The organism is Pseudomonas sp. UBA2684, from assembly GCA_002354655.1.
GTDB lineage: Bacteria > Pseudomonadota > Gammaproteobacteria > Pseudomonadales > Pseudomonadaceae > Aquipseudomonas.
Map to the genome: position 1 here is coordinate 123,417 of DELY01000010.1, position 11,900 is coordinate 135,316.

Annotated in this window: 13 protein-coding genes; 5 read left to right on the forward strand and 8 right to left on the reverse strand. The window is 64.7% G+C overall.

The window, feature by feature from the left end; genetic code table 11:
* The first annotated feature begins 241 nt into the window (after window positions 1-241).
* Together elbB and B3M58_RS05515 are read left to right on the forward strand one after the other, a co-directional pair.
* Window positions 242-901, forward strand: a complete 660-nt coding sequence (gene elbB, locus B3M58_RS05510) for an isoprenoid biosynthesis glyoxalase ElbB (RefSeq protein WP_296217562.1) — start codon at window positions 242-244, stop codon at window positions 899-901.
* Between the two features lie 135 nt (window positions 902-1,036).
* Window positions 1,037-1,507, forward strand: coding sequence for a thioesterase family protein (locus tag B3M58_RS05515; RefSeq protein WP_296217563.1), 471 nt, complete (start codon window positions 1,037-1,039; stop codon window positions 1,505-1,507).
* Between the two features lie 137 nt (window positions 1,508-1,644).
* On the opposite strand, the gene B3M58_RS05520 is transcribed toward B3M58_RS05515, so the two are convergent.
* Window positions 1,645-2,103 (reverse strand): YaiI/YqxD family protein, encoded by a 459-nt coding sequence (locus B3M58_RS05520; RefSeq protein WP_296217614.1) that lies wholly within the window; start codon window positions 2,101-2,103, stop codon window positions 1,645-1,647.
* Between the two features lie 64 nt (window positions 2,104-2,167).
* Window positions 2,168-4,057 carry a cytochrome c/FTR1 family iron permease gene (locus B3M58_RS05525; protein ID WP_296217564.1) on the reverse strand — a complete coding sequence of 630 codons (1,890 nt, stop codon included), beginning with the start codon at window positions 4,055-4,057 and terminating at the stop codon, window positions 2,168-2,170.
* 121 nt (window positions 4,058-4,178) lie between these two features.
* Here B3M58_RS05525 and B3M58_RS05530 point away from each other — a divergent pair, with 121 nt between their 5' ends.
* Complete coding sequence (locus B3M58_RS05530) at window positions 4,179-4,952, forward strand: SDR family NAD(P)-dependent oxidoreductase (protein ID WP_296217566.1); 774 nt, start codon at window positions 4,179-4,181, stop codon at window positions 4,950-4,952.
* On the opposite strand, the gene B3M58_RS05535 is transcribed toward B3M58_RS05530, so the two are convergent.
* From B3M58_RS05535 to B3M58_RS05555, 5 genes are all read right to left on the reverse strand, one after another.
* Window positions 4,953-5,291, reverse strand: coding sequence for an enhanced serine sensitivity protein SseB C-terminal domain-containing protein (locus tag B3M58_RS05535; protein ID WP_296217567.1), 339 nt, complete (start codon window positions 5,289-5,291; stop codon window positions 4,953-4,955).
* 88 nt (window positions 5,292-5,379) lie between these two features.
* Entirely contained in the window at window positions 5,380-6,012 is a 633-nt protein-coding gene (locus B3M58_RS05540) for a LysE family transporter (RefSeq protein WP_296217568.1), read from the reverse strand.
* 232 nt (window positions 6,013-6,244) lie between these two features.
* A complete protein-coding gene (locus B3M58_RS05545) occupies window positions 6,245-7,003 on the reverse strand; it encodes a TerC family protein (RefSeq protein ID WP_296217569.1) in 759 nt (252 codons plus the stop codon).
* 6 nt (window positions 7,004-7,009) lie between these two features.
* A complete protein-coding gene (locus B3M58_RS05550; RefSeq protein ID WP_414704051.1) occupies window positions 7,010-7,603 on the reverse strand; it encodes a mechanosensitive ion channel domain-containing protein in 594 nt (197 codons plus the stop codon).
* Between the two features lie 2 nt (window positions 7,604-7,605).
* Window positions 7,606-9,516, reverse strand: coding sequence for an ATP-binding cassette domain-containing protein (locus B3M58_RS05555; RefSeq protein ID WP_296217570.1), 1,911 nt, complete (start codon window positions 9,514-9,516; stop codon window positions 7,606-7,608).
* A 50-nt stretch (window positions 9,517-9,566) separates the two neighbouring features.
* On the opposite strand from B3M58_RS05555, the gene B3M58_RS05560 reads away from it, so the two are divergent.
* Window positions 9,567-10,031 carry a TIGR02444 family protein gene (locus B3M58_RS05560; protein WP_296217571.1) on the forward strand — a complete coding sequence of 155 codons (465 nt, stop codon included), beginning with the start codon at window positions 9,567-9,569 and terminating at the stop codon, window positions 10,029-10,031.
* Here B3M58_RS05560 and B3M58_RS05565 read toward each other — a convergent pair.
* Complete coding sequence (locus tag B3M58_RS05565) at window positions 10,028-11,047, reverse strand: AlgP family protein (protein WP_296217572.1); 1,020 nt, start codon at window positions 11,045-11,047, stop codon at window positions 10,028-10,030. The two genes, B3M58_RS05560 and B3M58_RS05565, sit on opposite strands and share 4 nt — an antisense overlap.
* 126 nt (window positions 11,048-11,173) lie before the next feature.
* Between B3M58_RS05565 and B3M58_RS05570 the strand changes: the two genes are divergently transcribed.
* Complete coding sequence (locus B3M58_RS05570; RefSeq protein WP_296217573.1) at window positions 11,174-11,818, forward strand: FKBP-type peptidyl-prolyl cis-trans isomerase; 645 nt, start codon at window positions 11,174-11,176, stop codon at window positions 11,816-11,818.
* The last annotated feature ends 82 nt before the right edge of the window (window positions 11,819-11,900 follow it).

The window sequence follows — 11,900 nt, forward strand, 5'->3', positions numbered from 1 at the left end:
AATCGTATCGCGCCGCGTTGCTGCCTGAACCGGTCAGGGGCTGTTTGCCGACAATCCCTGGCCGCCATGCAACAACTGGCGCCGTACTCAGTCCAAGTGCAACAGTACGTGCACGCGAATCATGTGTTCGCCCACCCCAGCGATTTAGCCAGCGATCCACCTCAACTCGCCAAGGATGCACAGCAGGTCAGGCATTTCCTGCGTGCCCACCTCGGCCCAGCCCAATGACCAGGAGTACGCGATGCACAAAAAAGTAGCGGTGATTCTTTCCGGCTGCGGTGTTTACGACGGCGCGGAGATTCATGAAAGCGTGATCACCCTGTTGCGCCTCGACCAGCGCGGCGCCGAGGTACAGTGCTTTGCGCCGAACGTGACGCAGCTGCATGTGGTGGACCACTACAGCGGCGATGAAACCGACGAAAGCCGCAACGTCCTGGTCGAATCCGCGCGCATCGCCCGCGGCAATATCAAGGATGTGCGCGAGCTGCATGCCGCCGACTTCGATGCGCTGATCATGCCCGGCGGCTTCGGCGCGGCCAAAAACCTTTCCGACTTCGCCGTCAGCGGCGCCAACTGCACGGTGCAGCCCGACGTGCTGCACGCCGCCCAGGGTTTCGCCAAGGCCGGCAAACCCGTGGGACTGATCTGCATCGCCCCGGCCCTGGCGGCAAGAATCTTCGGCGCGGGGGTCAACTGCACCATCGGCACCGACCACGACACCGCGGCGACGCTCACCCAGATGGGCGCAGTGCACCACGACTGCGAAGTCAGCGAGATCGTCGAAGACGCCGCGCACAAGCTGGTCAGCACCCCGGCCTACATGCTCGCTCAGTCGATCAGCCAGGCCGCGTCGGGGATCAACAAGCTGGTCGACCGGGTTCTGGAAATGACTCACGAGTAAGCGCCGCCACAAGCAACGGGCTGCGCCTGCCGGCGCTACGGCGAACCCGCCAATGCGCGCGGCACACCCGCCGCGCCTCTGGCCAAGTAACGCGCGCTGCGGCAGCGTGGTGGCAAACCACACAGGCGCGCCGCGATGACCAACCAACCCTTCGAACTCACCGCCGAGCTGCAACAGGCGGTGAGCAGTTTCTTCCAGCGCATCCCGTTCAACCAGATGCTCGGCATCGAGCTCGATGAACTGAGCCCGCAACGGGTGACCATGCACCTGCCGATGAAGCCCGAACTGATCGGCAACTTCGTCCACGGCATTCTGCATGGTGGAGTCATCTCTTCCCTGCTCGACGTCGCCGGCGGAGCCATGGCATTGATTGGCGCCTTCGAGCGGCACCAGCACCTGTCCAGCAGCGAGCGCATGGCGCGGCTGTCCAAGCTCGGCACCATCGACCTGCGCATCGACTACCTGCGCCCCGGACGCGGACAACGCTTCACCGCCAGCGCGGTGCTGCTGCGCTCCGGCAACAAGGTGGCGGTGGTGCGCAGCGAACTGCACAGCGACGACGGCACCCTGGTGGCGGTGGGCACCGGCACCTACCTGTGTGGTTAGTGCAGATGCACTGAGATAGCGACCGTGGGAGGGGCTTCAGCCGCGACAAGCCTCAACAACTCGCCGCTGAAGTTTGTAGGATGGGTTGAGCGCAGCGATACCCATGCGGGTATCGCTAATGGGTATCGCACTACGGGCTAGGCGCCGAGGGTTTTCAGACGGGTAAGGATACGGTCCAGCGAGTTGGCGAACGCCTGGCGATCCTTATCGCCGTAGGGCGCCTGCCCGCCGCCGACCTGGCCTTGCTCGCGCAGGTCGGTGAACAGGTTGCGCACGGCGAGGCGCTCGCCCATGTTGCGCTCGTCGAACTCGCGACCGCGCGGATCGAGGGCGGCGACGCCCTTCTTCACCAGGCGGTCGGCCAGCGGCACATCGCTGCAGATCACCAGCTCGCCGGGCAGCGCATGCTCGACCAGGTAATCGTCCGCCGCATCCGGCCCGCTCGGCACCACGATCAGGCGCACGCAGGCGAAGCTCGGCCGGGCCACTGCCTGGCCGGCGACCAACAGCACCTCGAAGCCGCGCTTGAGGGCGAATTTCACCACCTGATCCCGCGCGCCCCGTGGGCAGGCATCGGCATCGATCCAGACTCGCATCACGTAGCGCTCTCCATGGGCAACCGAGCCGACATGCTAAACCATGCCGGCGCCTGCCACGTCCTCAGGCCGTCAACCGCTGCCGCCCGCCCAGCCAGCTGCGCCCATACAGCAGGGCAATCGCCGCCAGCGCCGTGGCCTGGGCCGCAAGGCTGTAGGCATCATCATGAATGCCCAGCCAATCGAACTCGACGAACGTCACCGGCCGCGTACCCAGCACTCCAGCCTCCTGCAAGGCCGCCACGCCATGACCGGCGAACACCACCGAGAGCACGCACAGCATCATAGCGTTGAGCCCGAAGAAGGTCGCCAGCGGCAGCTTGCGTGAACCGCGCAAAATCACCCAGGCCAGACCAAGCAGCAGTACCAGGGCCGCCGCCGCACCGGCGAGGACCATGCCATGGCCTTGCGGGCCAGCCTGTAGCCAGAGGGTTTCGTAAAACAGGATGACCTCGAACAGCTCGCGGTACACCGAAAAGAACGCCAGCACGGCAAAGCCGAAACGACCGCCGCCGCCGACCAGGCTGCTCTTGATGTAATCCTGCCAGGCCGCCGCATGCCGCCGGTCATGCATCCATACGCCGAGCCAGAGCACCATGACGCTGGCGAACAGCGCGGTCAGCCCTTCGAGTAGCTCGCGCTGGGCGCCGCTGACGTCGATCAGGTACGCCGCCAGCGCCCAGGTGCCGACCCCGGCCAGCAGCGCCAGGCCCCAGCCGAGATGCACGCTGCGCACCGCCTGCTGCTGGCCGGTGTTGCGCAGGAAGGCGAGGATCGCCGCCAGCACCAGAATCGCCTCCAGCCCTTCGCGCAGCAGAATCAGCAGGCTGGAGAAGAAACTCAGCGAGTCCGACAGACCATCGCTGTCGAGCAAGGCGGCAGAAATCGCCAGCTCGATCTTGGCCTGCTCCAGCCGCTGCGCCGCCTGAGGCACCGACAGACCATCCTGCAAGGCCTGACGGTAAGCCATCAGCGCGCGCTCGGTAGTCTTGCGCTGCGCCGCGTCGAGATTATCCAGGGCGCTTTCGACTAGCTCGAAACCTTCCAGATAGGCGCCGATGGAGAGGTCATAGGCCTGCTCATGATCACCGGCACGGTAAGCGGCCAGGCTCTGCTCCAGGGTCGCGCGGATGTGTTCGATCATCTGCTGCGGGCCACGCTGCTGCACCGGTGGCTGCGCACGCTGGGCGCGGAAAACCGCAGCGGCAGTTTCGCCTTGCGCGGCAGCGACCTCGGCCGGAGTCATGCCGGCCAGCGCAGATATGGCGAACGGCTTGCCCTTGGCCGCAGGCGCGGCGCTGAAGCCGGCGATATAACTGGCCAGATCCCAGCGCTGGCGCTCATCGAGCTGGTCGGCAAAGGCCGCCATATCGGTGCCGTCGATACCCAAGCCGATGCTGTTGAACAGGTCGTACAGGCTCAACCTATCCAGCCGCGCCTGCTCGCGCAGGTTGGCCGGCGGCGGCTCCAGGCCAATCCCCGCGGGACCGTCGCCGGCGCCGCTGGCGCCATGGCAGACGCTGCAGTGCTGGGCGAACAGCGGCGCGCCACGGCTGGGATCGGGAGTGATGGCCGGGGTCTGGCTGACCCCATAGGCCGTGGCCAGGGTGGTGGCCAACTGGCGCGCCTGCGCGGCGACCTGGCCACCGTCCACGCGCTGCTCGATGCCCTGACGCAACGTCGCCACGCCCTGCTCCAGCTCGGCCTGTTCGCTACGCGCCGGCAGCGCAACGATGAGGCCTTGCAGTACAGTGAGGAACTCCAGCTGCTCGCGGTATTCGCCGGAGTCGATGATTTGCCCATTGGCCACAGTGGCCGGGTAGTCGGCGCCCAGGTAACCGAGCAGGTGCAACGCTTGCGCCGCGCCCTCGATGGGCTCGGCCATGACAGTCAGGCTGCACGCGGCCAATACGGGCAGCAGCAACCAACTGAAGAAACGCAATACGGAAGTCATATAGGAGTTAATCCCAAATACGAATGTGTGGCATTAGATTGTTACTTCCCTAACGATTTTCCTCAACCCTTGATCCACCAAGGCCCGCGACGGATTGTCGCAATGCGCTAGGAGAGACCCGATGAGTTTTTGGCAACGCCTGGAAGAACCGGCCCATGTCGTGGTCTGTGGGGCCAGCCGTGGTATCGGCCTGGCGCTGACCACGCAACTGCTGGCGCGCGCGGATGTAGCCGGCGTCTGGGCTATCGCCCGCCAGGCCAGCCAGGCACCCGCACTGCTGGCATTGGCCGCGCAGCATGGTCAGCGCTTGCACTGCCTGGATGTGGACGTATGCGATGAACAGGCGCTGAGCGAGCTGGCCACCCAGCTGCGCGCGGCGGTTCCGCGCCTGCACCTGCTGTTGTGCACCGTCGGGGTGCTGCAAGACGGCGCATCAAAGGCGGAAAAAGGCCTGGCCCAGCTCGACCTGCAAGGCTTGCTGGCGACCTTTCAGGTCAACGCGTTCGCGCCGATCCTACTGCTCAAGCACCTGCTGCCGCTGCTGCGCGGCCGCCATCCCTGCACGGTGGCGGCGCTCTCGGCGCGGGTCGGTTCGATTGGCGACAACCGCCTCGGCGGCTGGTACAGCTACCGTGCCAGCAAGGCCGCGCTGAACCAGTTGCTGCACACCGCCAGCATCGAACTGGCGCGGCTCAACCCGCAGGCCTGCGTGCTCGCCCTGCACCCTGGCACCACCGACACCCAGTTGTCGAAGCCCTTCCAGGCCAATGTGCCAGCGGACAAACTGTTCACCGCGGATTTCGCCGCCGCGCGCCTGCTGGAGCAGATCGAACGTCACGGCCCTGCGGCAAGCGGCAGCTTCTGGGCCTGGGACGGCGCCGCCATTCCCTGGTGATCAGCGCCGGTAGAACGGCGTACAACGCTCGCGCAAGGCCGCCGACAGGCTGTCATCGGCCAGCTCGATCAAGTCCAGCTCCAGTTCATCCGGCAGCAATTCGGCGACCAGCGCCGCCAGGCGCCGTTGGGCCGTCACCCCGGCCGCCGTTACCGCCAACAGCAGGCGCGGTTGCGGGCCAATCGCCGGGTCGCGCAACGCGGCCAGGTAAGCCTCGGCAATCGCCAACTCGGCGCAAGCCGCGCCCAACGCCTGTTCCAGTGGCGGGTGGCGCAAGGCGGCGATGGCCAGATCGGGGCTGTCGGCGTAGTGGGCAGATTGAATCGAAGAAGACGGCATGCGGCGGCTCGACAAGGCAAAGCGGGTAGCCTAGGGTCTCGCCATGCAGCTGTCGCAGCACCGGTTCACGCACCCAGCGTCGACTGCGTCACGCCGGCGCGCGGCGCACCGTGGCCAGCAGAGCGGCGGCGCCGACGAACAACACGGCGAAGCTGCGGTTCATCACCCGCTGCTGACGCGGCGTGCGCAACACGCGCAACACCCGGGCGGCCAAGCCGGTGTAGCCGGCCATGACGATCAGGTCGACGCAGATCATGGTCACGCCCATCACCAGGTACTGCGCGAGCAGCGGTGCCTGCGGGTTGAGGAACTGCGGCAGCACCGCGAGCATGAAGACGATGGCCTTGGGGTTGCTGAAATTCACCAGAAACCCGCGCAGCACCAAACTCAACGGACGGCCCAGCGGACGCTGCCCGGCATCGGCATTGAGGTCGCTGGGCAGCGCCTGCCACTGGCGGTAGGCCAGATACACCAGGTAGACCACGCCGAACCACTTGATCAGGCTGAAGGCCAAGGCCGACGCCGCGAGAATCGCTCCGACCCCGGCGGCGACGATGGCGATCTGCAAGGCCAGCCCCAGTTGCAAGCCGAGGGCGTTCCAGTAACCGCGCCAAAACCCGTATTGCAGGCCGGCGGACATCGAGGCGATAGCCCCGGCGCCCGGCGACAGGCTGATGATCCAACAGGCGACGAAGAACGCCAGCCAGGTTTCAAGCACCATGACAGATACCTCAATACGGGTTGATAACGGCTATGTGCCGATGACACCTGCTGCATGAGCGGCCGGCTTTTGTGGGCGAGGATTTAGCGGTGAAAAACGGCGAAAACTGCACATCTCTCACGACTAAAACGCCTCCCACAAGACGCTGAGCGGCATCAACAGCTAACGGCGACAGAGCCCGGGGCAGGTCTTCAGCCTACCCCTGGCAGCGTAACGCGCCCAGCCTCGTCGGTCAGTCCGGCGAACCTTTGCGCAGGTGCACCGGCTCCTGGCCCTTCTTGCGCGCCATGGCGCCGCGCAAGCGGATATTGATCGCTTCCACCGCCAGCGAGAAGGCCATGGCGAAGTAGACGTAGCCCTTCGGTACATGCACCTCGAAGGCTTCTGCGATCAACACGGTGCCAACCACGATGAGGAACGACAGGGCGAGCATCTTCAGCGACGGATGCTTGTCGATGAAGTCGCTGATGGTGCTGGCCGAGAGCATCATCACAATCACCGAAATGACGATGGCCGCGACCATCACCGGCACGTTGTCAACCAGGCCGACCGCGGTGATCACCGAATCCAGCGAGAAGACGATGTCGATGATCGCGATCTGCACGATGATGCCCATGAAGCCGTAGGTCTTGCCGCCGGCTTTATGGGCTTCCTCGGCGCCTTCCAGGCTGTGGAAGATCTCCATGGTGCTCTTGAACAGCAGGAACAGGCCGCCGAAGAACAGAATCAGGTCACGCCCGGAAATACCCTGGCCAAACATCTGGAACAGATCGCTGGTCAGGCGCATGACCCAGGTGATCGACAACAGCAAGAGAATCCGCGTGCCCATCGCCAACGCCAAGCCGAAGAAGCGCGCCTGCGGCTGCTGATGCTTCGGCAGGCGACTGACGAGAATCGAAATGAAGATGATGTTGTCGATGCCGAGAACGATTTCCAGGGCCGTCAGTGTCAGAAATGCGACCCATAGTTCCGGGTTGGCTAGCCATTCCATAGTGGGTTAACTCTCGTGTTTGGGCAGTGTCGGTCGTGGGGTTGGTAACTCGCCATTACGCCAGCGGCGCACGGCTTTTTGAAAAAACAGACTGTTGGGAATCTGCACCCAGGTGCCTGGCGCATCGCCGCTGAGGTCTTCCAGGGTGGTATAGAACAAATTGATCGCCAACACCCGGCCACGCACGCCCGGCTTGTCGGCACTCTCGATGACCTCGACACAGTCGCCGATGCGAAATGGCGTGAGGGTCAGGATCAGCAGGGCACAGAACAGGTTGGAGAGTACGCTCCAGATGGCGAAGAAGGCGATCGCCGCCACCGCGACGAACCCGGTCAGGGCCGTCCACAGCACCTCTGCCGAAACGCCCAGGCGCTCCAGCACCAGCATGAAGGCGCTGCCCATGATCAACCAGCGCAGGCCGCCGCGCAGCGGCATCAGCAGCTCCGGCGGGACTTGTGGGTAGCGCTGGCCAAGACGCGTCAGGCCGCGCGCCAGAAAGCGTTGCAGCAGCCAGCCCAACAGCAGAATCAACACCACCTGACCCGCGCGGATCAGCAGCTCGCTGTAGGTGATCAACCAGTCCCACGAGGGCAGTTCGATAGTCAACTGGCAGCCTCCAGTTCCGCCTGCAAGGCTTCGAGGGTTTCCAGGGCGAGCAACCAGCGCTCCTCCAGATCGGCCTCGCGACTTTTCAGGCTGGCTTGCTCGGCCAGTCGGTCGCGCAACTCGTCCTTGCGCGCGGCCTCGTACAGCGCACTGTCAGCCAACTGGGCTTCCACCTTGGCGAGCTTTTCGTGCAGCTGACCGAGGTCTTTTTCCAACTTGTCGGCTTCGCGTTTGTGCGGCGCCAGCTGCTGGCGCAACACCGCCGCGGCCTGGCGCTGGGCCCGCTTGTCGGTCTTGTCGAGGTTGCTCTCGCCACCGCTGACCGGCGCCTGTCGCGTGCGATAGTCCACCAGCCAGCGTGCATAGTCGTCGAGGTCGCCGTCGAACGGCAGCACGCGGCCCTCGGCAACCAGGAGAAACTCGTCGGTGGTGCTTTTCAGCAGATGCCGGTCGTGGGAGACCACTACCACTGCACCGGAAAAATCTTGCAGGGCCATGGTCAGCGCCAGGCGCATTTCCAGGTCGAGGTGGTTGGTCGGCTCATCGAGCAACAGCAGGTTGGGCTTGCCCCAGGCGATCAAGGCCAGCGCCAGGCGGGCTTTCTCGCCACCGGAGAAATTCAGCACCGGCTCGTCGCAACGTGGGCCACGAAAATCGAAACCGCCGAGGAAATCCCGCAAGGTCTGCTCGCGCTCGCTCGGCGCCAGGCGCTGCATGTGCAGCAACGGGCTGGCCTTGTCGTCGAGGGCATCGAGCTGGTGCTGGGCGAAGTAGCCGACCACCAGGTTTTCGCCACGCTGCACACGACCGCCGAGCGGTTGCAGTTCATTGGCTAGGTTCTTGATCAGGGTCGACTTGCCAGCGCCGTTCGGCCCGAGCAAGCCCAGGCGCGCACCCGGGGTCAACTGCAACTTGACCTGCTCGAGCACCACCTTGTCGCCATAGCCGAGGCGCCCTTCGCTCAGGTCGAGCAACGGGCTGGAAATCTTGTCGGCTTCGCGAAAGCTGAAGTCGAACGGCGAGTCGACATGCGCGGCGGACAGCTCTTCCATGCGCTCCAGGGCCTTGATTCGGCTCTGCGCCTGGCGCGCCTTGGTGGCCTGGGCCTTGAAGCGGGCAATGTATTTTTCCATGTGCGCACGTTGCGCCTGCTGCTTCTCGTACGCCTGCTGCTGCTGGGCCAGGCGTTCGGCGCGGGCGCGCTCGAAGGCCGAGTAGCCGCCGCGGTAGAGAGTCAACTTGCGCTGTTCGACGTGCGCGACGTGGTCGACCACCGCATCGAGGAAATCCCGGTCGTGGGAGATCAGCAGCAAGGTGCCCGGATAACTCTGCAGCCAGCCTTCCAACCAGAGGATCGCATCCAGGTCCAAGTGGTTGGTCGGCTCGTCGAGCAGCAACAGGTCGGACGGGCACATCAGCGCCTGGGCCAGGTTCAGGCGCATGCGCCAGCCGCCGGAGAAGTCGCCGACGCGGCGGTCCATCTGCGCGCTGTCGAAGCCCAGGCCGGCGAGCAATTTACGCGCACGGGCATCGGCACTGTAACCGTCGCGGTTATCCAGCTCGGTATGCAAGCGGGCAATCGCAGCGCCGTCGTGGGCGGCTTCGGCCAGCAGCAGCTCGGCTTGCACCTTGCGCAACTGCCCATCGCCATCGAGCACATAGTCCACCGCCTGGCGCTCGACGGCGTCGATCTCCTGGCGCATGTGGGCAATGCGCCAGTCGGCGGGAATCAGACAATCGCCCGCGTCCGCGCTCAACTCGCCGCGCAACAAGGCGAACAAGCTGGATTTGCCGGCGCCGTTGGCGCCGATCAGACCGGCTTTTTGGCCGGGATGCAGGGTCAGCTCGGCGTCTTCTAGCAGACGCTGAGGGCCACGCTGTAAAGTGAGGTTTTGGAGTCGAATCATAATGGCGGCGGAGTCTATCAGAGTCGCCCGCCGCATTCCTGGAAAGCACTATGCCCTCTGACCTGTGGCGCTTCGCCGAAGACCTCTACCAACGCCCCGGCGTCGAAGCCGCGTGCCTGCACCTGCAAAGCCAGGGCGCGGATATTTGCCTGCTGCTCTGCGGCGCCTGGCTTGGCCGACGCGGCGTGAGCTGGAATGCCGAGCGGGCCGAGTGCTTACGCAACGGCGCGCAGTTCTGGCAACGCGAGGTGGTGAGTGTTCTGCGGCACGTGCGCCAGGCATGGCGCACGGCCGCCCACGACGACAGTGCCCTGGCCGCGCTGCGCGAGCAGGTCAAACAACTGGAACTGGCGGCTGAGCGCGTGCAATTGCAGCGCCTGGCATCACTGAGCGATCACTGGCCGACTCGGGCCGCAGAAGATCTGCACTGCTGGCTGGAGGCTCTGACGCCCCTGAATACAGCAGCCGACCGCGACGCGCTGGAACAACTGCGTGCCGCGGCCCTGCAACTTTAGGACGTAGCGGGTGGGGTGCTGCCGTTACCGGCAGGCGTCGCCGCCGCCGGCGCGGCGACAGGAGCACTGGCGACAGGCTTGGGCGCGGCTGGTTTGGCGGCTACTGGTTTTTTCGCCGCGGGTTTCGCTGCGGGTTTCGCCACAGGCTTCACGGCCGGTTTCGCCACCGGTTTTGCAACGGCTTTGACCACAGGTTTGGCCACGGGCTTGCTTGCGGTTTTAGCCGCAGGCGCTTTATTTGCCGCAGGTTTAGCGGCTGCCGGTTTGGCGCTGCCGGCCGCTGCCAACGGTTTTTTCGCCGCGGGCTTGCTGGGTGCCTTCGCAACAGGCTTGGCGGGCGCTTTGCTCGCCGGCTTAGCCGCTGCGCTTGCTGGCTTTTTCGCCGCTGGTTTGGCAGCCGGTTTAGTCGCGGGTTTTGCTGGCGCTTTCGCCACTGGCTTGGCGGCCGCCGGTGTCACGGCTTTTTTTGTCGCAGAGCTGGCGGCTGGCTTGCTGACCGCCTTGACTGGGGCCTTGCTGGCCGCTGCCTTGGCGGGTGCTTTCGCTGCCGGCGCTTTGCTGACAGCAGGTTTGGCGGCCGGTTTTACCGACGCCGGCTTGGCTTCGCGGCTGCTCAGCGCCTTGCTTGCGGCCTCCTTCACCTTACCCACCCCTTGGGCCAGCTTCAGGCTTTCCTGAGCGTCGCGCTTGAGCCCGACAATATAGCTGCGGGTCTCGGTTTGCCGGGTTTTCAGGGTATCGAGCAGGTCTTCCAATTCACCCACCACGGCCTTGGCTTTGGCTTGCGCCTTGGCTTTACCGGCGGCGGCCGCATCTTGCAGTTTGCTGCGGGCCTTGTGCAGTTTTTCTTGGGCGCTGCCACGCTGCTTCTCCAGCTTGGCGAGTAATTTTTCGGCATCGATCAGCGCTTGCGAGCAGGCGTTCTCCAGGTGTTCGAGCAGGCTGCTGGAAAGTTGCTGGAGCAGGTGCAGCGGGGTACTAACCGATTTCTTCTTGGCGTTCTTAGTGGCCGACATGACGGGCCTCCTAGCGGGTAGAGATGCAGCCCATACTAGACGCCAGCCTCGCCAGTCGCCAGTGCATGCATTGAGTCGGCGTCCAGGCCTGGCATAATCGCCGCCACCTTCGCCTGGAGCCGCTCCATGCCTCGTCTTTCATTACTGCTGGTTTGCCTGCTGGCACCACTCGCCCACGCGCAGGAACACGCCACGGAACTGGCCTACAGTCTGGGCGTGCGCCTGGGGGAACGGCTGCGCGAGGAGGTGCCGGATCTGGAGCTGCAAGCCTTGCTCGATGGCCTGCGTCAGGCCTATCGCAATCAACCTCTGCAATTGGATGCCGCGCGTATCGACACCTTGCTCGCCGAACATGAAGCGCAACTCGCCGTCGCACCGGAAAAAGCCGAACGCGCGATTGCCGCCGAGGCGCGCTTTCTCGCCAATGAGCAGGCCAAGCCAGGTGTGCGGGAATTGCAGCACGGCGTGCTGCTACAGGAGTTACGCCCCGGTCAAGGTCGCAAGCCCAGCGCAAATGGCCGGGTGCAGGTGCGTTATATCGGCCAGTTGGCGGACGGCAGCCAGTTCGATGAAAGCCAGACAGCCCAGTGGTTTCGCCTGGATAGCGTGATCGCCGGATGGCGCAGCGCATTGCTGGAGATGCCCGTGGGCGCGCAGTGGCGCCTGGTGATTCCCTCGGCGCAAGCCTACGGTGCCGAGGGTGCGGGCGATCTGATAGCGCCCTATTCGCCACTGGTGTTCGAACTGGAGCTGCTCGACACCAGTGACTGATCGCCGTGCTGCCAGCCGCTAGCAGGCCGTTGCAAAACTACCTACATTGCCGATACGGCGTTAAAAACGGCCTCAAAATGCT

Bases quoted from the DNA above. Each gene is read 5' to 3' on its own strand.
- B3M58_RS05520 (WP_296217614.1), bottom strand. From the start codon at position 2,103: ATGCGAGTCTGGATCGATGCCGATGCCTGCCCACGGGGCGCGCGGGAT.
- B3M58_RS05560 (WP_296217571.1), top strand. From the start codon at position 9,567: ATGCCCTCTGACCTGTGGCGCTTCGCCGAAGACCTCTACCAACGCCCC.
- B3M58_RS05535 (WP_296217567.1), bottom strand. From the start codon at position 5,291: ATGCCGTCTTCTTCGATTCAATCTGCCCACTACGCCGACAGCCCCGAT.
- B3M58_RS05515 (WP_296217563.1), top strand. From the start codon at position 1,037: ATGACCAACCAACCCTTCGAACTCACCGCCGAGCTGCAACAGGCGGTG.
- B3M58_RS05525 (WP_296217564.1), bottom strand. From the start codon at position 4,057: ATGACTTCCGTATTGCGTTTCTTCAGTTGGTTGCTGCTGCCCGTATTG.
- B3M58_RS05530 (WP_296217566.1), top strand. From the start codon at position 4,179: ATGAGTTTTTGGCAACGCCTGGAAGAACCGGCCCATGTCGTGGTCTGT.
- elbB (WP_296217562.1), top strand. From the start codon at position 242: ATGCACAAAAAAGTAGCGGTGATTCTTTCCGGCTGCGGTGTTTACGAC.
- B3M58_RS05565 (WP_296217572.1), bottom strand. From the start codon at position 11,047: ATGTCGGCCACTAAGAACGCCAAGAAGAAATCGGTTAGTACCCCGCTG.
- B3M58_RS05545 (WP_296217569.1), bottom strand. From the start codon at position 7,003: ATGGAATGGCTAGCCAACCCGGAACTATGGGTCGCATTTCTGACACTG.
- B3M58_RS05540 (WP_296217568.1), bottom strand. From the start codon at position 6,012: ATGGTGCTTGAAACCTGGCTGGCGTTCTTCGTCGCCTGTTGGATCATC.
- B3M58_RS05570 (WP_296217573.1), top strand. From the start codon at position 11,174: ATGCCTCGTCTTTCATTACTGCTGGTTTGCCTGCTGGCACCACTCGCC.
- B3M58_RS05555 (WP_296217570.1), bottom strand. From the start codon at position 9,516: ATGATTCGACTCCAAAACCTCACTTTACAGCGTGGCCCTCAGCGTCTG.